The sequence below is a fragment of the Streptomyces sp. NPDC005775 genome (genome assembly GCF_042871565.1).
In the GTDB taxonomy this organism is placed as follows: Bacteria; Actinomycetota; Actinomycetes; order Streptomycetales; family Streptomycetaceae; genus Streptomyces.
The window spans coordinates 308343-327470 of record NZ_JBIAIU010000007.1 but is presented as its reverse complement, the minus strand read 5'-3'; the positions used below and the strand labels follow the sequence as shown (position 1 = coordinate 327470).

The following is a 19128-nucleotide window of genomic DNA, read 5'->3' as shown; positions in this document are numbered from 1 at the left end:
CTTGCTGTTCGACATGCCCCTGGACCGGCTGCGCGACTACCGGCCGGAGCCGGAGGAGCCGGCCGACTTCGACGCCTTCTGGGAGAAGACCCTCACCGAGAGCGCCCGCCACTCCCTGGACACCGAGTTCGTCCCGTACGACGCCGGGTTCGCCACCGTCGACGTGTTCGACGTGACGTTCCGCGGCTGGGGCGGTCAGCCGGTGAAGGCATGGCTGATGCTCCCCCGGGAGCGCTCGGCCCCGCTGCCCGCCGTCGTGCAGTACATCGGCTACAACGGCGGCCGTGGCATCCCCTACTCCTGGCTGACCTGGAGCGCTCTCGGCTACGCCCATCTGGTGATGGACAACCGCGGGCAGGGCGGCGGCGGAAAGAACACCGCCGACACGGTGGACATCGGCCCCGAAGGCAACGGTTCCTCCTCCCCCGGCTTCCTGACCCGGGGCATCGAGGACCCCCACCGGCACTACTACCGCCGGCTGATCACGGACGCGGTGCGCGCCGTCGACGCGGCGAAGGCCCATGACGCGGTCGACGCCTCACGCGTCGCGGTGCTCGGCGGCAGTCAGGGCGGCGGCCTCGCGCTCGCCGTGGCGGGGCTGCGCGACGACGTCGCGGCGGTGGTCGCCGATGTGCCCTTCCTCTGCCACTACCGGCGCGCCTCGCAGATCACGGACGCCGGCCCGTACGCGGAGATCGCCCGCTGGCTGTCCGGGCACCGCTTCCGGATCGACGAGGCGATGGAGACCCTGTCCTACTTCGACGGGGTCAACTTCGCGGCGCGGGCGAGTGCTCCGGCGTGGTTCTCTGTGGGGCTGATGGACAAGATCTGCCCGTCGTCCACCGTGTTCGCCGCGTACCACCGCTACGCCGGTCCGGCCCGGATCGAGGTGTTCACGTACAACGGGCACGAGGGCGGCGCGGAGTACGACCTGCCGCGCAAGGTCGCCGCGCTGCGAGGTGCGTTCGGTCGGTAACCGGCGCCGGTCACCGGCCCAGCGCCGCCATCGCGGCGTTGTGGCCGGGGACCCCGCTGACCCCGCCGCCGCGCACCGCGCCGGCCCCGCACAGCAGCACGTTGGCGTGCCGGGTCTCCACGCCCCAGCGGCCGGTCTCCGCCGTGGCGTACGGGAACGCGAGGTCCCGGTGGAAGATGTGGCCGCCGGGCAGCCGCAGGTCCCGTTCGAGGTCGAGCGGGGTCTTCGCCTCGATGCAGGGCGCGCCGTTCGCGTCGAGCGCCAGGCAGTCGGCGAGGGGCTCCTCCAGGTGTGCGTCGAGTTCGGCGAGCGTGGCCTTGAGCAGCGTGGCGCGGGTGGTCTCGTTGTCCGCGGCGAAGAGGCGGGCCGGGGTGTGCAGGCCGAAGAGCGTCAGGGTCTGGTAGCCGCGGGCGGCGAGATCCGCACCGAGGATCGAGGGGTCCGTGAGGGAGTGGCAGTAGATCTCCGAGGGCGGGGCGGCGGGCAGCCGGCCCGCCGCCGCGTCCCGGTAGGCATCGGCAAGTTGCCCGTACCCCTCGGCGATGTGGAAGGTCCCGGCGAACGCCTGACGTGGGTCCACGGAGCGGTCCCTGAGCCGGGGCAGCCGGGTGAGCAGCATGTTCACCTTCAGCTGGGCGCCTTCGGCCGGGGCGGGCGGCTCGTCGCCGAGGAGGACGGCCAGCGCCTGCGGTGAGGCGTTGACCAGGACGCGGCGGGCGCCGACGGTGGACTCACCGCTGTCCGTCCGTACCGTCACCTCGGCATGGGTTCCGTCGGTGTCGACGCGGACCGCCTCGTGCCCGGTGCGGATCTGTGCGCCGGCGGCCAGGGCGGCGCCCGCGAGGGCGTCGGTGAGCGCGCCCATGCCGCCGACCGGGACGTCCCAGTCTCCGGTGCCGCCGCCGATCACGTGGTAGAGGAAGCAGCGGTTCTGGAGCAGCGAGGGATCGTGCGCGTCGGCGAAGGTGCCGATCAGCGCGTCGGTGAGGACGACGCCCCGTACGAGGTCGTCGTCGAAGTCGCGCTCGACGGCGACACCGATGGGCTCCTCGAACAGCATCTGCCAGGCCTCCGTGTCACCGACCCGCTCGCGTAGCGCGTCACGGGTGGGCAGCGGCTCGGTGAGCGTGGGAAAGACCCGCTCGGCCACCCGCCCGGTGCGTCCGTAGAACCGCTGCCATGCCTCGTACTCCCGGTCCGACCCGGTGAGCGCGGCGAAGGAGTCGCGGGTGCGGTCACCGGCGACGAGCAGTCCGGTGGGGCGGCCGTCGCGGACGGCCGGGGTGTAGGAGGAGACGGTCCGCTTGCGTACGGCGAAGTCCAGACCGAGATCGCCGACGATCTTCGGCGGGAGCAGTGACACCAGGTAGGAGTAGCGCGACAGCCGGGCGTCGACCCCGGCGAAGGGGCGGGTGGAGACGGCCGCTCCCCCGGTGGTGTCCAGCCGTTCCAGGACCAGGACCGACTGTCCGGCGCGGGCCAGGTAGGCGGCGGCGACCAGTCCGTTGTGGCCGCCGCCGACGATCACCGCGTCATAGCTGTCTCGTACGGGCATGCCCCTTGGTAACACGGACCCGCGGCCCGGACCAGGGTTCCGGCCGGGAGCTTCGCGTTCACCGGGGCGGGATGCCCCGCTGTTGCCGCAGCGCCGCCACCTGCCGGTAGAGCTCGACGGCCTCCTGGCCCCTGCCGAGCTGTTCGAGGCAGTGCGCCTCGTCATTGCGGCCGGCGAGGGTGTCGGGGTGGTCGGCGCCCAGGACGCGGGTCCGTGCCTCGGCGACCTGCCGGTAGACGGTGAGGGCGTCCGCCCAGCGTCCGAGCCAGCCGAGGCCGACGGCGACCTCCCGGCGGCTGACCAGGGTGTCGGGGTGGTCGGGCCCCAGGACGCGTTCGCGGTGCGCGCACACCTCGCGGGCTTCGGCCAGCGCCTCCTCCCAGCGGGCCAGCCGGCCCAGGTTGACGCCCAGCCCGTGGCGGGCGCGGAGGGTCTCGGGGTCGGCGGGGCCGCTGACGCGGGTGCGGTCCTCGACGAGCGCGCGGTAGATCTCCAGCGCCTCGTCGCTGCGGCCCAGGCGCCCGAGGCTGATGCCGACCTCGTAGCGGGCCGCGAGGGTGTCGGGGTGGTCGGCTCCCAGCGCCTGCGACCGGGCCCGGACGACCTCCCGGTAGGTCTGCAGGGCCTCCGCCCAGCGGCCGAGCCGGCCCAGGGTGTAGCCGACCTCGTATCGGGTGACGAGGGTGTCGGGGTGGGTGGCGCCGAGCAGCCGGGCGCGCGCGGTCGCCACGTCGCGGGCCATGCCGTACGACTCCTCCAGCCGGCCGAGCCGGCTGAGGTTGAACGCGAGGTTGTGGCGACAGCGCAGGGTGTCGGGGTGGTCGGGCCCCATGGAGCGTTCCCGGGAGGCGAGAACGGCGGCGTACAGCTGGTGGGCCTCGAAGTGGCGGCCGAGCCGGCCCAGCACGTACGCCGTCTCCTGGCGGGCCGCGAGGGTCTCCGGATGGTCGGGGCCCAGGCTGCGTTCGCGGCCCTGGGCGACGTGGCCGAACTCCCGGAGCGCGTCCGCCGCACGTCCCGTCCTGCTGAGGGTGAACGCGACCTCGTACCGGCTGGAGAGCGTGTCGGGGTGGTCGGGGCCGAGCGCGCTCTCGCGTTCGGCGGCGACCGCGCGGTGCACCTCGCCCGCCTCCTCCCAGTGCCCCAGCCTGCCGAGATTGAGCCCGGCGCTGTGGCGGTTGGCGAGTACCGAGAGGAGTTCCGGGGCCGGAGTGGCCCGCCCGGCGCCGGCCGCCCGGCCCGCGGCGCGCTGCTCCGAGGCGGTGGCGGTGGTCCATTCGCCGGTCAGACCCGCCGAGTGGTCGAACGGATCCGGCTCCGGGATCGCGGGGCCGGTCGCCTTGTGCCCGGTGGTCATGCCGCGGGTCCAGGCGGGCAGTCGCGGGGCGGAGCCAGGCCCGCCGGGGTGCTCGACGGGGGCCGGCGGCGCGAGCAGCACCCGCCCGGTCGGTTCCAGGTGCGGCTGTTCGCCGGTACGGCCGACGGCGATGCGGCGGCGCAGGTCGCCGGCGTCGGCCGGCCGCTGTTCGGGGATCTTGGCGAGCAGTTCCAGGACGACGCGGTCGAAGAACCCGGGCAGTTCCGCCCGGTGGGTCCGCAGCGGCTCGGGCGGGGTGTCGCGGTGCCCGACGAGCACGCCCCAGGCGTCGTCGAGGTCGAACGGCGGTGCCCCGGTGGCGATCTCGTACAGCACGCAGCCCAGCGAGTAGAGGTCGCTGCGGTGGTCGACCTGTCCCCCGCTGATCTGCTCCGGCGACATGTAGTGCGGGGTGCCCATGGCGATGCCGACGCCCGTGAGACGGGAGGAGACCGAGATGTCGTGGCCGAGTCTGGCGATGCCGAAGTCGCAGATCTTCACCGTGCCGTCGGCCAGCCGCATGATGTTGGCGGGCTTGAGGTCGCGGTGGACGATGCCCTGCTGGTGGGTGTAGCCGAGGGCGTCGGCGACCTGTTCGGCGATGTCGACGACGTCGTCGACCGGCAGCGGGTGCTGCTTGTTGTCCTCCAGGAGCTGGCTGAGGTTGCGGCCGTCCAGCAGCTCCATCACGAGATAGAGCACGCCCTCGTGTTCGCCGAAGTCGTGGACGACGGTGACGCCCCGGTGCTGGAGCGCGGCGGCGACGCGGGCTTCCCGGCGGAAGCGTTCGCGCAGGATGCGGGTGAAGTCCTGGTCGTGCTGCGGGCCCATGGGCTTGAGGCATTTGACGGCGACCTGACGGCCGAGTGATTCGTCACGGGCACGCCACACCTCGCCCATGCCGCCGCGCCCGATCAGATCGAGCAGTCGGTACCGGCTCTGGATCAGCCTGGTTTCCGCCATCCCTGCTGTCGCCCCCGTCACTCCGCCTACTGTGGCTGCGCCCTCCCCGGCCCGTCCAGTATGGCTGCCTGCCTCTTCAGTTTGTACGGGGTGGGGCGGCTACCGGGCCCGAGTCGTGCCATCGCGTGCACGATGTGACCGGGCGGCAGTTTCCAGCGCAGCCGCGACGGGATGGCCCGCAGGAGGGTTCCGGTGGTGCGCAGGCGGCGGTCGACGATGGCCGGCGACGGTGCGGGTCTGCCGTACAGCTCGTGCGCGAAGGGCGGCAGTGACTGGTAGGCGAGTGTCGCGACGCGGCGCCACAGCACGGCGCGCGCCGGTACGAGCAGGGGGTGGACAGGCGGCCGGCGCAGGAAGTCGTCGACGTCCAGCGCCTCCGGGGAGTGGGCGAGCTGTGGCCGCACGCGGACGAAGTACGCGGCCAGTTGCGCGGCCGTCGCGGGTACGCCGTCGGGGTCGAGGCCGACGAGACGGGCGCCGGTGCGATGCTCGTCGACATACCGGTCGGCCTGCGCGTCGGTGAGCGGGTAGCCGGAGCGCCGCTGGACCTGCAGGTAGGAGTCGACCTCCGCGCAGTGCACCCACAACAGCAGGTCCGGGTCGTCGACGCCGTAGGTCTCGCCGGTCAGCGGGTCGGTGGCCTTCAGGAGCCGGTGGATCTTCCGGACCCGGGCGCCCGCCTTCTCGGCGGCGTCGGTGGTGCCGTACGTGATCGTCCCGACGAAGCCCGCCGTGCGCATCAGCCGGCCCCAGGCGTCCTGGCGGAAGTCGGAGTTCTGCATGACGCCGCGCACCGCGCGCGGGTGGAGCGCCTGGAGGTACAGGGCGCGCACTCCGGCGACCCACATCATCGGGTCGCCGTGCATCTGCCAGGTGACCGATGCGGGTCCGAAGAGCCCGGGATCGGGTTCCGTCATGTGTGCGTACCTCCCGTACCCGCTCGTGGCTGACCGGCGCGCTCGCGGCGAGAGGGCGTTCCGCCGCGGCCGGATCTCCCCCGACGCATCATGCGCCATCCCCTCCCCGGAGAACATCGTGACCCTCGCGCGGGGCTGTTCACAGCTTCGCGCCGAAGTCCTGCGTCCACCACGGTCCGCCGGGGCCCGTGTGGATTCCGATGCCGATGTCCTTGAAGGCGCAGTTGAGGATGTTGGCCCGGTGGCCGGGGCTGTTCATCCAGGACTCCATCACCGATGCGGGCGTCTGCTGGCCCCGGGCTATGTTCTCCCCGTACGTCGACCAGCGGTAGCCGGCGTCCGTGACACGTTGTCCGGGGTCGGCGCCGTCGGGGTTGGTGTGCTCGAAGAAGTCCCGGGCCGACATGTCGTCGGAGTGGCTCTGTGCCGCGTCCGTGAGCTGTGTGTCCTCCTTGAGCGGCCCGCATCCGGCGGCCCCCCGCTCCTTGTTGACCAGGGCGACGACCTGGGCCGTGGTGCTCATGGGGGGCGGTTGCGCGGCGGGGGTGCTCGGCACGCGTGGCGTGGCCGTCGCCTTCGGGGCCGGGGGGAGGCTCTTCTCCGGTTTCCGGGTCGGGGTGGCCGGGGCGCTCTTCTTCGCGGACGGCGACGGCGACGCGGACGCGGACGCGGGCGGGGACGGGGACGGCGACACCGGCCCGGCGGCCGGGGTTCCGGGAGCGGCGAGATCGGTGATGGGCTCCGCAGACGTACGCGACGACGCTTCGTCGCTCCCGGTCCCGGTCCCGGGCCCGAGGGACGCGTACCAGAGCCCCCCGCCGGCCACGCAGGCCGCCAGTACCGCACTGCCGACCACCCGTCGCCGGACGGTCCGCCGACGCCGGCGCGCGTCGGCGCGCGAGGTGCCCCGGCCGTCCGCGTTCCGCCCGCCCGGAGACCGGTGCCGGCCGGGGCCGGCGGGTATCGCGCCGTCGCCCGGCGTCGCGCCGGGCGCGTGCGACGCGGCCACGGGCGCCATGCCGTCCCGCTCGGGCCACAGCGCGAGCAGGGCCACGGGCACCGCGACCAGCGCCAGCCCCGCCAGGAGGCCCTCGGCGGGCATCAGGCCGCTCCGGAGTCCGGCACACCGGAGGCAGTCACGGGCGTGCCGGGCGATGCGCTTGCGCCACAGCGCCGAGGGCCGGCCGTCCCACGCCACGAGGACCCCGCGGAGCTCCTCGCACGGCGGCTGGGCGTCGAGCGCCCGCACGACGATGCGGGCCGTCTCCAGCTGCGCCTTCATCCGCTGCACCCGGACCGCCGCGTACTGCGGCGAGAGTTCCAGTGCCTCGGCGACCTCCGTGCGGGTCAGTTCCCCCGCGCACTCCAGCCACCACAGCGACAGCAGCCCCCGGTCCTCCGGATCCAGCCACCGTGTCGCGCGCGCCGTCTCCCGACGCTGCCCGGTCAGTTGCAGGCGCGTCATCGTCAGGCCGACGAAGTCGGCCCCGGGGTCGGCGACCTGTCCGGCCTCCTCCAGCGTGCCCGGGGCTCCGTAGCGGCCCTGCCAGTACGCGCGGACCTGGTTCATCGCGATCGCCACCAGCCAGGAGCGGAAACTCTCCGGGGCCCGCAGACCGCCGAGCCCGTCCAGCGCGCGCAGCATGGTGTCCTGCACCACGTCGTCCACGTCCGCCGAACCGTTCAGCGCCCGGCCCACGATGTTGTAGACGAGCGGAAGGTACGCGCCGGCCAGCTCGTCCCTGGCCCCCGCGTCCCCCTCGCGGGCGGCGGTCACCAGTGCCGCCGCGTCCACCGTGTGCTGCTGGCTCATGAAGAAGTTCCCTGTCCTGTAGACCGCTGATGATGCCCGATGGCTGGGAGACCGCCGAGGGCAGCTCGGATATCAGTTTTCTACGACCGGGTTTTCCTCACCGGGGACTCAGCGGCGTACCCGCGGCATCCCGAGGCCGATCCACGAGATGATCTCCCGCTGGATCTCGTTGTTGCCACCGCCGAAGGTGAAGATGACGGCGGAGCGGTATCCGCGTTCGAGTTCGCCGTGCAGGACGGCGCCCGCGGAGCCCTCCTTGAGCGGCCCCGCCGAGCCGACGACCTCCATGAGCCAGGCGTAGGCGTCGCGGCGCGCCTCGGAGCCGTAGACCTTGACGGCGGAGGCGTCCTGCGGGGTGAGGGTGTCGTGCTGGACGGCGGACACCATCTGCCAGTTGAGGAGTTTCATCGCGTCGAGCCGGGTGTGGGTGCGGGCCAGGCGTGCGCGGACCCAGCCGAGGTCGATCACGCGGCGGCCGTCGGCGAGCCGGGTCTCGGCGGCCCAGCGGCGGACGTTGTGCAGGGCGCGGATGGCCATGGTGCCGTGAGCCGCGAGGGTGACGCGTTCGTGGTTGAGCTGGTTGGTGATGAGCCGCCAGCCCTTGTTCTCCTCACCGACTCGGCGGGAGACCGGGACGCGGATGTTCTCGTAGTAGCTGGCCGTGGTGTCGTGCGAGGCGAGGGTGTTGATCAGGGTGCACGAGTAGCCGGGGTCGGACGTGGGGACGAGGAGCATGGTGATGCCCTTGTGGGGCGGGGCGTCCGGATCGGTGCGGGCTGCGAGCCACACCCAGTCCGCGGTGTCGCCGTTGGTGGTCCAGATCTTCTGTCCGTCGACGACGTACGTGTCGCCGTCGCGCACCGCCCGGGTCTTGAGGGCCGCGAGGTCGGTGCCCGCGTCGGGTTCGCTGTAGCCGATCGCGAAGTCGATCTCCCCGGCGAGGACCTTGGGCAGGAAGTACGCCTTCTGCTCGTCGGTGCCGAACCGCATGATCGTGGGGCCGACGGTGTTGAGGGCCATCAGCGGCAGCGGGACGCCCGCCTGCGCCGCCTCGTCGAAGAAGATGAACTGTTCCATCGGCGAGAGGCCGCGCCCGCCGTACTCCGTGGGCCATCCGACGCCGAGCCAGCCGTCGGCGCCCAGGCGGCGGATCGTCTCGCGGTAGAAGCGCTTCTGCGCGGCCGGGCCGGCGGAGGGGGCACCTCCCGTGCCTTTCGGGCTACCGGGGCGCGCATAGGCGTTGTCGGGGACCAGGGCGGCGAAGTACGTACGCAGCTCGGCGCGCAACTGCTGCTGTTCAGGCGTGTATTCGAGGTGCACGGCCCCTCCAGGAGTCTCGCTTCGCGTCGCCCGTGTGCGGCGGCGCACACAGTAGAACGTGTTGCAAGAATCCGGAAGGGGCGCGGACCGGCTGCCCCGTTGTCAGCGTTTGACGGCGCGCAGCACGACGAACTTGGGGTCGCCGGCCACCGTGGTGCAGTTGCCGAAGATCCGGCGCAGCTGCGTGTGGTAGGCGAGGTGCCGATTGCCCACCACCCACAGCTCGCCGCCCTGGCGCAGCGCGGTGCGCGCTCCGTGGAACATGGTCCGGGCGGTCGCGTCCGTCGTGGCCTGGTGCGAGTGGAACGGCGGATTGTTGAGCACCAGGTCCGCGCTGCCGGGCTCCGCGCCGGCCAGCCCGTCGCCGACCACGAAGCGGGCTTCGGCGTCCGGTCCGGCGTTGGCCCGGAAGGTCGCCTCGGCCGAGGCGAGGGCCTGGTAGGACTCGTCGACGAAGGTGAGCGCGGCCTCGGGGTTGGCGAGTGCCGCCGCCAGGCCGAGGACTCCGTTCCCGCAGCCGAGGTCGACGACCCGGTCGGGGCCGCTGCGCACCGGCAGGTGCTTCAGGAAGAAGCGGGTGCCGACGTCGAGCCGTTCCGCGCAGAAGATGCCGGCGTGGTTGACCACCGTGCGGCCTGCGACGGCCCCGACGTCGTCGGGGAGTTCGTAGTGGTACGGCCAGGGGCTGGGGGTGCGCGCCAGGGAAGGATCGGGCGTGCAGTGGATGAGCCGCGCCTTCTTGACCGCGAGCGAGGTGCGGGTGGGGCCGATGATCCGCTCGAACAACTTGAGGGTGGAGGTGTGGATCTCCTTGACCATGCCGGTGCCGATGACGACGGTGCCCGCGTGAACGGCGGGGGCGAGCCGGTGCAACTGGTCCTCGAGGAGCGCGAGGCTCTTGGGCACCCGGACGAGCAGGACGTCGACACGGTCCGGGGGCGTCTCGCGGGCGGACAGCAGGTGCACGGCGCCGGGGTCGGCACCGTTGCGTTCCAGGTTCGCCGCCGTCGCCCGCTGGGCGAGGTAGGAGTCCGTGATCTGTACGGGGTGGTGCGCGGCCAGCGCCGTACTGAGCGCGCCCCAGCGGTCACCGACGATCACGACATGGCCCGGGAGGCCGACCGGCTCGGCGCCGTCGGCCCCTTCCAGGTGCCTCAGCAGGTATTCGTCGGCCGCGTCCCAGGCTCGGAACGGGTCGCGGGGGTTCTCGGGGAATCGGGCGAGGTCGTAACCAGCCCCTGACGTCGTCAAACGGTTCATATTGCGTTCAGGCTAGCCGAGCAGCGCCGTACGCCTGAACAACCGGCGGCCCGGCGAGCGCCCGCACCCCCGCCGCGGCCGGGCGCCGCCACGGTCACCGGCGCCCGCCGGTGGCGGCGGCGGGCTGGATGACTACGGCAGTTGTTTGTCGAGGGCCGCCCTGCCCTCCCTGGCCAGCCTGCGCTCCGCCCACTCGAGGTTCTGGGGCGTCAGGTCCCGCCCGGAGGCGAGCACCAGGTCCTCCGCCGAGGGGTTGTCGCTGGCGCCGGTGTGCAAAAGGCTGTCGGGGGTCACACCCCGCACGGATACGGATTCGGGCTCGTCGCTCATACCGCCTCCTAGTCCTTGCGGCAATTCTCGCCCCACGCCGACGGCGGCGCATCCGAGGCCCGTGAGACGCGTGTGAGGGTCCGGTCCCGACCCTCACTTGACCTGCACATGATAGGTACGCAGCGTTCACACCCGGGTCACGGTCCGTGTGGAAGGCTCCCGCTGACCACCCAGTAACACGCGCACCGCGGAGCCGCCCCCCACCCTGTGACGGCGCCGCGATGCCCGTATTTCCGGAGAGGACACCCCACATGTCCCGTCGTCCCCTTTTCCGCCGGCGCCCCCTGCTGGCCTCACTCGCCGCCTTCGCCGTGCTCGGCGGCACCGCGGCCGCCGCACCGGCCACGACACCCCAGGCACCGGCCCGGTCGGCCACCCCGCTCGGCGCCCTGGACGACACGTACTACCAGGGCGCGCTCGGCAAGACCGGCACCGCGCTCAAGGGCGCCCTGCACACGATCATCAGCGACCAGACCAAGCTCAGCTACAGCCAGGTCTGGGACGCGCTGAAGGCCACCGACGAGGACCCGGCCAACTCCTCGAACGTGATCCTGCTCTACACCGGCCGCTCCGAGCCCAAGAGCGACAACGGCGGCAACGCCGGCCAGTGGAACCGGGAGCACGTCTGGGCCAAGTCCCACGGCGACTTCGGTACGGCCACGGGCCCCGGCACCGACGTCCACCATCTGCGCCCGACGGACGTCTCGGTCAACTCCACGCGCGGCAACAAGGACTTCGACAACGGCGGCACCGAGCTCGGCGACGCACCCGGCAACTACACCGACGGCGACTCCTTCGAACCGCGCGACGCGGTCAAGGGCGACGTGGCCCGCATGATCCTCTACATGGCGGTGCGCTACGAGGGCGACGACTCCTTCGCCGACCTCGAACCCAACGACAACGTGTCGAACGGCTCCGCACCGAACATCGGCCGCCTCTCCGTACTGAAGTCATGGAGCGAGGAGGACCCGCCGGACAGCTTCGAACAGCGGCGCAACGACGTCATATTCGACGAGTTCCAGCACAACCGGAACCCGTTCATAGACCACCCCGAGTGGGTGGAAGCCATCTGGTGAACGGCTCTCCCCGGCACAGCTCCCCGGGCATCGTCCGAGCCGGGGAGCCTGTTCGGCGGGGACTCAGCCGGAGGCCGTCGCCGTGCACCAGGCGACGGCCTCCTCGCGGCTGGCGAAGGAGCGCGCGGCGCCGGTGTCATCGCCCGGCTCCCGGAGGCGGCCGTCGGGGTCGGCCACGGCGGTGCGCCGGCCGTCGGCGGCGAGCCGGGCCAGCCCGCCGCGCAACATCGCCCGGGCCACGGTATCGATGTCCGTCACCCGCACCAGGTCGAGAACCACCGCGCCGGTCCGTCCGGCGCCCGCCTCGTCCAGGGCGTACAGCACCCGCTCCGCCGCGGTGAAGTCCAGGGCGCCCTGGGCGGCGGCGACCGCCACGCGTTGCCGGCGGGCACGCTCGCCCGCAGGCACGGCGGGCAGGTCGTCGGCGGTGGTGACCAGGGTGACGGTGGAACCCGGCAGGGCCGGGTTGCGCATGAGGTGCAGCCCGAGCCGGTCCGAGAGCGTCCCGATCGCCAGGCGCCCGCGCACGGAGGTCCCGGTCCGATCGAGCGGCGGGCTGTACGCCGCCAGCCCGAACCGGGCCGGCCCCGCGGCGATCACGCCGCCGGACACCCCGCTCTTGGCCGGCAGCCCCACCCTGAGCAGCCAGTCACCCGAGGCGTCGTACATGCCGCAGGTCGCCATCACCGTGAGCACCTGGGCGGCGACGGGCTCGGACACCACCCGCTCCCCGGTGAGCGGATTGACGCCGCCGTGCGCCAGGGTCGCCGCCATCGCGGCGAGGTCCAGGACCGTGACCCGTACCGCGCACTGCCGGAAGTACGTCTCCACCGCCGCCACCGGGTCCACGGGCAGGGGCCCCGTGCTGCGGATGAGATAGGCGAGGGCGCGATTGCGGTCGCCGGTGGCGGCCTCGGAGGCGTACACCTCCTCGTCGACGTCGAGCGCGCGGCCGGCGAACCGGCTCAGGCAGTCGAGGATGCGTCCGAACCGCGGTGCGACGGGAGTGTCGGGGATGAGGGCGGTGGCGACGATGGCGCCCGCGTTGACCATGGCGTTGGAGGGTCGTCCGGTGCCGTGTTCCAGGCTGATGGCGTTGAACGCCTCGCCGCTGGGCTCCGCGTTCACCCAGCGCGACACCTCGTCGAGGCCGAGGAGGGACAGGGCCAGGGCGTAGACGAACGGCTTCGAGACGGACTGCACGGTGAACGGGACATCGGCGTCGCCCGCGCTGTACCGGTGACCGTCCATGCTGATCAGGGCCAGCCCGAAGGCGCCGGGGTCGGCGAGGGCCAGTTGCGGGATGTAGCCGGCGAGTTCGCCCCCGTCGGCCCCGGCGTAGCTGGTGTGCAGTTCTCGCAGTGCGTCCGTGACCGCACCGGTGGCGGCGCTCACCCGGATCCGGCCGTCAGCCGCGCTCGGCCTGGGCGATCCGGGGGAACGACTTGACGCCCGCCGCCTTGCGGCTGTTCGCGTGCTGACTGACCGTCTGGTTCGGCGGGGCGTCGGGGAAGCCCAGCACCACGGAGTCGAGGACCTTTCCGGACGCGTCCACGAACTCCACCCGCACGGCGTAGAAGGCGGCCTTGCCGGTGGGGTTGGTCACCCGGACGAGGGCGCTGCGGAACTGCTCCGCCGCCGCGACCGGAAGCCCGTTGACGGAGACGTCGTCGAAGGCGTTGCCCTTGCCCTCGACGCCCTTCAGTGTCGTCACTGCCTTCTGCCGGTTGCGTTCCACATCGGCGGAGACCGAGGCCGCGAAGTCCTCCTGGGTGCGCGGGCTCCCGGTGGCCGTCGGGGACGAAGCCGGCTCCGCGGACACCGTACGGGTGCTGCGGGCCGTGCCCTGCGTCGAGCTGTCGTCGCTGTCGCAGGCGGCGGTACCGGCGACGAGGACCGCGGCGAGCACGGCGGGGGTCAGGCTGCGGGCGGCGCGACGGCCGAGGGCACGCCGCACGGGGCTGGTCTGGTTCACGGACGCTCCGTCTGCTCGGAAGTACGAAGGGAAATGGGGTCCTGCGTGGGAGGGGCCGGCGAGGCGGCGGCCGGTCGCGGGGGCAGGTGCCCGCAGGGTCATGCCGCGTCCTCGCCGAAGACGTCGCGGAGCCGCTCCTCGCTGCGGGTGTCCAGATTGCCGTGGAGCAGTTCGGCGCCGCCCCCGGGGAGCGCCTCGCCGATCCGGTCGGGCACCTCGTTCATGGTGAGCAGGAAGAGGGCCGAAGTGCCGGGCGCGACCTTCTCCTTGACCTCTGCGAAAAGGTCGTCGTCGATGCCGACGTCGGCCGGCTTGCCGCCGAGCACCCCCGCGGCCGCGCCGATGGCGGCGCCGAGGAGCGGCATCAGGAGCTCCACGTCCTCCGCGCCTTCGGCCGGCTGGAACTTCCACACGGTGAGGGTGGACATCGCGCATACCTCCGGAACCCAAGGTGACCAACTCGCTCATATTAGGATCAAAAGGTATGAATTGACTCGTCGAATCACCCGCTCCGCACGGCAGTGCGCGGCAAGTCCCCCGGGAGGGAACTGATGGATACGGACGCCCTGACCGCCGGTGTGTTGCAGGAGCTCCGCGCGGCCAAGCCCTATCCGGCCCTGTCCCTGACCATGCCGACCCATCGGCGTGCACCGGACAACGCCCAGGACGCCGTACGGCTGCGCAACCTGGTGTCCGAGGCCGGGAACCGGCTCGACGCCGACCCCGAGGTCACCCGCGAGGTGCGCGCGGCGGTCAAGCAGCAACTGGACCGCGCGGTCGACGAGGTCGATCCGCGCCGCGCCCTGGACGCGCTCGTGATCCTCGCGACGCCCGACGAGTTCCAGATCTGGCAACTGCCCCGCACCGCACCCGAACGGGTGGTGCTCAGCGACACCTACCTCACCCGCAACCTGGTCGCCGCGAAGGCGCAGGCCCAGCCGTTCTGGACGCTCACCGTGTCCGCGGACCACGCCGCCCTGTTCAGCGGCACGTCCGACGCCGCTCACGAGGAGTACATCGGCGGCTTCCCGCTGACGGCTCCGCGCGAGGCGCCCAACCCGCAGCGCGAGGAGCGCATCGGCGACACCCCGAGCACCTTCACCGACGAGGAGACCCGTCAGTTCCTGCGCACGGTGGACGAGAAGCTGCGCGGGGTGCTGGCCACCGACCCGCGTCCGCTCTACCTGGTCGGACTCGCTCCGGCGCTCGCGCTCTTCGACGAGGTCGGCGAGGTCGCCAAGGAGGCGGTCGGCCGGGTCACCAAGGGTGCGCCCGCCGACACCTCCCCCAGCGATCTGCTGACCGAACTGCGGCCCGCGCTGGAGGCCCGGCGCAAGCGCTTCGCCGCGGAGATCGACGGCAAGCTGGACGAGGCCCGCGGACGGCGCGCCTTCGCCGGCGGCCTCGACGAGGTGTGGGCCGCCGTCCGGGAGGGGCGCGCCGGCCTGGTGGCGGTGGAGGAGCACCACCAGCAGACGGTCCGGGTGGACCGGGAGCACCTGGTCCCGGTGAGCGGCGACGCCACCGGCCCGGCGGACGTGAACGTCCGCGAGGACATCGTGGACGAGCTGGTCGAGGCGGCGCTGGACAGCGGCGCCGATGTCGTCTTCGTCGCGGACGACTCGCTCAAGGAGCACGGACGGATCGCGGCGGCGCTGCGCTACTGAGGTACGGCAGAGGCCCGGACGGAATGCCGTCCGGGCCTCTGCCGTACCCGGCGGCGCTCACCCCTCCCAGGTCCAGTCGGTCACTTCCGGCAGGTCCGTGCCATGGGCCCGGATCCAGTCGTGGTGGCGGGTCCGGGTCTCCTCCATCGCCTGGCGCACCGCGACCGCACGGACCCCCAGTCCGGGAACGCGGTCGATGACGTCCATGACGAGGCGGTAGCGGTCGAGGTCGTTGCGGACCACCATGTCGAAGGGGGTGGTGGTCGTGCCCTCCTCCTTGTAGCCCCGGACGTGCAGCTGGGCATGGCCGGTACGGCGGTAGGCCAGCCGGTGGATCAGCCAGGGATAGCCGTGGTACGCGAAGATCACCGGCCTGTCACGGGTGAAGAGGGCGTCGTACTCGAAGTCCGGCATCCCGTGCGGATGCTCGGCGTGGGGCATGAGACGGGCCATGTCGACGACGTTCACCACCCGCACCGAGAGTTCCGGCAGGTGACGCCTCAGCAGACCGGCGGCAGCCAGGGTCTCCAGGGTGGGTACGTCCCCGGCGCACGCGAGTACGACGTCGGGCTCGCGGGTGCCGTCCTCGGTGCCCGCCCACTCCCAGACGCCCGCGCCGCGCGCACAGTGCGCACGCGCCTGGTCGAGGGTCAGCCAGTCGAGGCTGGGCTGCTTGCCCGCCACGATCACGTTCACGTAGTCGCGGCTGCGCAGCACGTGGTCGGCCACGCAGAGCAGGGTGTTTGCGTCCGGCGGCAGATAGACGCGTACGACCTCGGGGCTCTTGTTCAGGACGTGGTCGACGAAGCCCGGGTCCTGGTGGGAGAAGCCGTTGTGGTCCTGGCGCCAGACGTGCGAGGTGAGCAGGTAGTTGAGGGAGGCGACGGGGCGGCGCCAGGGCAGCCGGCGCGAGGTCCGCAGCCACTTGATGTGCTGGTTGACCATCGAGTCGACGATGTGGGCGAACGCCTCGTAGCAGGAGAAGAATCCGTGCCGGCCGGTGAGCAGATAGCCCTCCAGCCACCCCTGGCACAGGTGCTCGGAGAGGACCTCCATGACCCGCCCGTCGCGGGCCAGATGCTCGTCGGTCGGGAGCGTGCCGGCCTGCCAGGCCTTGCCGGTGGCCCCGTAGAGGGCGTCCAGGCGGTTGGACGCCGTCTCGTCGGGGCCGACGACGCGGAAGTCCCGCCGGTCGGCGGTGGCGGCCATGACGGCCTCCAGCAGTCCGCCGAGGATCCGGGTCGGTTCGTTGAGCACGGTCCCGGGTTCGTCCACCTGGACCGCGTGTGCCTCCAGGGCCGGAACCGGCAGGTCCCGCAGGAGCAGACCGCCGTTGGCGTACGGGCTGGCGCCGAGCCGCGCCTCGCCCTCCGGCACGCAGGCGAGCACCTGCTCCGTGGGGCGCCCCTCTGCGTCGAAGAGTTCCTCGGGCCGGTAGGAGCGCAGCCACCGCTCCAGCTGCCGCAGGTGCTCCGGATTGTCGCGGACTCCGGGCAGCGGGACCTGATGCGCGCGCCAGGTCCCCTCTACGGGCAGTCCGTCGACCTCGGCGGGCCCGGTCCAGCCCTTCGGCGTACGCAGCACGATCATCGGCCAGCGCGGGCGTCCACTCCCGCCCCCGGTCCTGGCCGCGTGCTGGAGCTCGCGGATGCGGTCGACGGCTCGGTCCATCGCGGCGGCCATCGCCCGGTGCACGGTGAGGGGGTCGTCCCCCGCCACGTACAGCGGTTCGTGGCCGTAGCCGCGCAGTAGGGCGTCGAGCTCGGCCTCGGGGAGGCGGGCGAGGACGGTGGGGTTGGCGATCTTGTAGCCGTTGAGGTGGAGAACCGGAAGGACCGCCCCGTCATGGACCGGATCCAGGAACTTGTTGGCGTGCCAGGAGCCGGCGAGCGGTCCGGTCTCCGCCTCACCGTCGCCGATGACACAGGTGACCAGCAGGCCCGGGTGGTCGAGCGCGGCGCCGTAGGCGTGCGCGAGGGCGTAGCCCAGTTCACCGCCCTCGTGGATGGAGCCGGGTGTCTCCGGCGCGACGTGGCTGGGTACGCCGCCGGGGAAGGAGAACTGCTTGAACAGCAGCCCCATTCCGGCCTCGTCCCTGCTGACGTCGGGGTACGTCTGCGAGTAGCTGCCCTCGAGCCAGGAGTTGGCGAGGACGGCGGGACCTCCGTGCCCGGGGCCCCAGACGCACAGCGCGTCGGTGCCGCGCGCGGCGATGACGCGGTTGAGGTGGGTGTACACGAGGTTGAGCCCGGGTGAGGTGCCCCAGTGGCCGAGGAGTCTCGGCTTGATGTCCCCGGGGACGAGCGGCCGGGTCAGCAGCGGGTTGCCCATCAGGTAGATCTGGCCGACGGCCAGGTAGTTGGCGGCCCGCCAGTGCGCGTCGAGCGCGGCGATCTCCTCGTCGGTCGGGCCGGTCGTCGATGAGGACGGCGGGGCGTCGCTCATGGTCACCTCTCAGCGCGGGTGGACGGTGGTTCCGGTCATCGCGGCTCGGGGCCGTACCAGACGGTGGTGGCGTTGCAGAATTCGCGGATGCCATGGCCGGCGAGCTCACGTCCGTATCCGGAGCGCTTCACGCCGCCGAACGGCAGCGCGGGGTGCGAGGCCGTCATGCCGTTGAAGAACACGCCGCCCGCCTCCAGGTCCCGGATGCAGCGGCGGCTCTCCTCGGCGTCGCGGGTCCAGACGTTGGAGCTGAGCCCGAACGGCGTGTCGTTGGCCACCTCCAGGGCCTCGTCCAGGCTCTCGGCCCGGTAGAGGGTGGCGACGGGGCCGAAGGTCTCCTCGCGATGGATGCGCATGGCGGGGGTGATGCCGGTGAGGACGGTCGGGGCGTAGAACCAGCCCCGCTCCAGGCCGCCGGACAGGCCCTCGGGCCGGCCGCCTCCGCACAGGGCGCTCGCGCCCTGGCGCACGGCGTCGTCGACGAGCTCCTCCAGGTCGGCGCGCCCCTGCTCGCTGGCGAGCGGACCGATGTCGGTGGACTCCTCCAGCGGGTCGCCGACGGTCAGGTCCCGCATGCCCACGGTGAAGCGTTCGGCGAACTCCTCGTACACCTGCGTGTGCACGATGAACCGCTTGGCGGCGATGCAGGACTGCCCGTTGTTCTGGACGCGTGCGGTGACGGCGGTACGGGCCGCCTTGGCGACGTCGGCCGAGGGCAGGACGAGGTAGGGGTCGCTGCCGCCGAGTTCCAGGACGGTGCGCTTGACCTCGTCGCCCGCGACGGACGCGACGGCGCGGCCGGCCGGTTCGCTGCCGGTCAGGGTCGCCGCGGCCACCCGGCGGTCGCGCAGGATCGCCTCGATGGCTCCCGAGCCCACCAGAAGCGTCTGGAAGCAGCCGGCCGGGAATCCGGCCCGGTGGAACAGGTCGCCCAGGTACAGCGCGGTCTGCGGCACGTTCGAGGCGTGCTTCAGCAGTCCGGTGTTGCCGGCCATCAGCGCCGGGGCCGCGAACCGGACGACCTGCCAGAGGGGGAAGTTCCACGGCATCACGGCGAGCACGGTGCCCAGCGGCCGGTAGTGGACGTAGGCGCGGGACGCACCGGAGTCCTCGACGTCGGCGGGCGAGGGGTGCTCGTCGCCGAGGAGCTCCTCGGCGTGGGCCGCGTACCAGCGCATGGCCTTGGCGCACTTCGCCGCCTCGGCGCGGGACGCCTTGAGGGGTTTGCCCATCTCCAGGGTCATGGTGCGGGCGATGTCCTGCTGGTCCTCGTCGAGGAGGTCGGCGGCCCGGTTGAGCAGCCGGGCCCTTTCGCCGAATCCGGTGGTGCGGTACTCGCGGAAGGCGGCGTCCGCCGCGGCGAGCCGCCGCTCGATCTCGTCCGGCCCCTGGGCGTCGAACGTTCTCAGGGTCTCGCCGTTCGCGGGATTGACCGTCGCGATGGGCATGACTGTGGCCTCCTTGCCTCGGTACT

General features: G+C 72.5%; 15 protein-coding genes. 3 read left to right on the top strand and 12 right to left on the bottom strand.

The window, feature by feature from the left end; all coding sequences use genetic code 11:
- Position 1: 1 nt before the first annotated feature.
- A complete protein-coding gene (locus ACFYPA_RS19105) occupies positions 2–976 on the top strand; it encodes an acetylxylan esterase (RefSeq protein ID WP_389133034.1) in 975 nt (324 codons plus the stop codon).
- A 10-nt stretch (positions 977–986) separates the two neighbouring features.
- Here the strand turns inward: ACFYPA_RS19105 and ACFYPA_RS19100 are convergent, their stop codons facing one another.
- The 7 genes from ACFYPA_RS19100 to ACFYPA_RS19070 all read right to left on the bottom strand — a co-directional run bounded on the left by ACFYPA_RS19100 (position 987) and on the right by ACFYPA_RS19070 (position 10491).
- Positions 987–2531, bottom strand: coding sequence for a phytoene desaturase family protein (locus ACFYPA_RS19100; protein WP_389133031.1), 1545 nt, complete (start codon positions 2529–2531; stop codon positions 987–989).
- Between the two features lie 58 nt (positions 2532–2589).
- Positions 2590–4851, bottom strand: coding sequence for a serine/threonine-protein kinase (locus ACFYPA_RS19095; RefSeq protein WP_359079745.1), 2262 nt, complete (start codon positions 4849–4851; stop codon positions 2590–2592).
- A gap of 26 nt (positions 4852–4877) precedes the next feature.
- The gene (locus tag ACFYPA_RS19090) at positions 4878–5768 is read right to left on the bottom strand and encodes an oxygenase MpaB family protein (protein ID WP_389133028.1); all 891 of its coding nucleotides are present in this window, start codon (positions 5766–5768) and stop codon (positions 4878–4880) included.
- A 139-nt stretch (positions 5769–5907) separates the two neighbouring features.
- A complete protein-coding gene (locus tag ACFYPA_RS19085; protein ID WP_389133025.1) occupies positions 5908–7581 on the bottom strand; it encodes a sigma-70 family RNA polymerase sigma factor in 1674 nt (557 codons plus the stop codon).
- A 108-nt stretch (positions 7582–7689) separates the two neighbouring features.
- On the bottom strand, positions 7690–8901 hold the full coding sequence (locus ACFYPA_RS19080) for an acyl-CoA dehydrogenase family protein (protein WP_359319648.1): 1212 nt from the start codon (positions 8899–8901) through the stop codon (positions 7690–7692).
- Positions 8902–9003: 102 nt separating this feature from the next.
- Complete coding sequence (locus ACFYPA_RS19075; RefSeq protein ID WP_359319649.1) at positions 9004–10161, bottom strand: methyltransferase; 1158 nt, start codon at positions 10159–10161, stop codon at positions 9004–9006.
- A gap of 132 nt (positions 10162–10293) precedes the next feature.
- Positions 10294–10491: a hypothetical protein gene (locus tag ACFYPA_RS19070; RefSeq protein WP_359079473.1), complete on the bottom strand. Its 198-nt coding sequence runs from the start codon at positions 10489–10491 to the stop codon at positions 10294–10296.
- A gap of 251 nt (positions 10492–10742) precedes the next feature.
- Here ACFYPA_RS19070 and ACFYPA_RS19065 point away from each other — a divergent pair, with 251 nt between their 5' ends.
- Positions 10743–11567 carry an endonuclease gene (locus tag ACFYPA_RS19065; protein ID WP_359079471.1) on the top strand — a complete coding sequence of 275 codons (825 nt, stop codon included), beginning with the start codon at positions 10743–10745 and terminating at the stop codon, positions 11565–11567.
- A gap of 63 nt (positions 11568–11630) precedes the next feature.
- Here the strand turns inward: ACFYPA_RS19065 and glsA are convergent, their stop codons facing one another.
- The 3 genes from glsA to ACFYPA_RS19050 form a co-directional block, all read right to left on the bottom strand.
- Positions 11631–12962: a glutaminase A gene (gene glsA / locus ACFYPA_RS19060; protein ID WP_359079470.1), complete on the bottom strand. Its 1332-nt coding sequence runs from the start codon at positions 12960–12962 to the stop codon at positions 11631–11633.
- Between the two features lie 13 nt (positions 12963–12975).
- On the bottom strand, positions 12976–13542 hold the full coding sequence (locus tag ACFYPA_RS19055) for a hypothetical protein (RefSeq protein WP_389133019.1): 567 nt from the start codon (positions 13540–13542) through the stop codon (positions 12976–12978).
- A gap of 98 nt (positions 13543–13640) precedes the next feature.
- Entirely contained in the window at positions 13641–13970 is a 330-nt protein-coding gene (locus ACFYPA_RS19050; RefSeq protein WP_359352727.1) for a DUF1269 domain-containing protein, read from the bottom strand.
- Positions 13971–14093: 123 nt separating this feature from the next.
- Between ACFYPA_RS19050 and ACFYPA_RS19045 the strand changes: the two genes are divergently transcribed.
- Positions 14094–15209 (top strand): chemotaxis protein, encoded by a 1116-nt coding sequence (locus ACFYPA_RS19045; protein ID WP_359079465.1) that lies wholly within the window; start codon positions 14094–14096, stop codon positions 15207–15209.
- A gap of 57 nt (positions 15210–15266) precedes the next feature.
- Here ACFYPA_RS19045 and ACFYPA_RS19040 read toward each other — a convergent pair whose 3' ends face one another.
- Together ACFYPA_RS19040 and ACFYPA_RS19035 are read right to left on the bottom strand one after the other, a co-directional pair.
- Positions 15267–17654, bottom strand: a complete 2388-nt coding sequence (locus tag ACFYPA_RS19040; protein WP_389133015.1) for a phosphoketolase — start codon at positions 17652–17654, stop codon at positions 15267–15269.
- Positions 17655–17689: 35 nt separating this feature from the next.
- The gene (locus ACFYPA_RS19035; protein ID WP_359079461.1) at positions 17690–19102 is read right to left on the bottom strand and encodes an NADP-dependent succinic semialdehyde dehydrogenase; all 1413 of its coding nucleotides are present in this window, start codon (positions 19100–19102) and stop codon (positions 17690–17692) included.
- Positions 19103–19128 lie beyond the last annotated feature (26 nt).

Excerpts from the sequence above, each read along its gene's own strand:
- ACFYPA_RS19035 (WP_359079461.1), bottom strand. The coding sequence starts at position 19,102 with ATGCCCATCGCGACGGTCAATCCCGCGAACGGCGAGACCCTGAGAACG.
- ACFYPA_RS19070 (WP_359079473.1), bottom strand. The coding sequence starts at position 10,491 with ATGAGCGACGAGCCCGAATCCGTATCCGTGCGGGGTGTGACCCCCGAC.
- ACFYPA_RS19085 (WP_389133025.1), bottom strand. The coding sequence starts at position 7,581 with ATGAGCCAGCAGCACACGGTGGACGCGGCGGCACTGGTGACCGCCGCC.
- ACFYPA_RS19090 (WP_389133028.1), bottom strand. The coding sequence starts at position 5,768 with ATGACGGAACCCGATCCCGGGCTCTTCGGACCCGCATCGGTCACCTGG.
- ACFYPA_RS19100 (WP_389133031.1), bottom strand. The coding sequence starts at position 2,531 with ATGCCCGTACGAGACAGCTATGACGCGGTGATCGTCGGCGGCGGCCAC.
- ACFYPA_RS19050 (WP_359352727.1), bottom strand. The coding sequence starts at position 13,970 with ATGTCCACCCTCACCGTGTGGAAGTTCCAGCCGGCCGAAGGCGCGGAG.
- ACFYPA_RS19095 (WP_359079745.1), bottom strand. The coding sequence starts at position 4,851 with ATGGCGGAAACCAGGCTGATCCAGAGCCGGTACCGACTGCTCGATCTG.
- ACFYPA_RS19045 (WP_359079465.1), top strand. The coding sequence starts at position 14,094 with ATGGATACGGACGCCCTGACCGCCGGTGTGTTGCAGGAGCTCCGCGCG.
- ACFYPA_RS19040 (WP_389133015.1), bottom strand. The coding sequence starts at position 17,654 with ATGAGCGACGCCCCGCCGTCCTCATCGACGACCGGCCCGACCGACGAG.
- ACFYPA_RS19065 (WP_359079471.1), top strand. The coding sequence starts at position 10,743 with ATGTCCCGTCGTCCCCTTTTCCGCCGGCGCCCCCTGCTGGCCTCACTC.
- ACFYPA_RS19075 (WP_359319649.1), bottom strand. The coding sequence starts at position 10,161 with ATGAACCGTTTGACGACGTCAGGGGCTGGTTACGACCTCGCCCGATTC.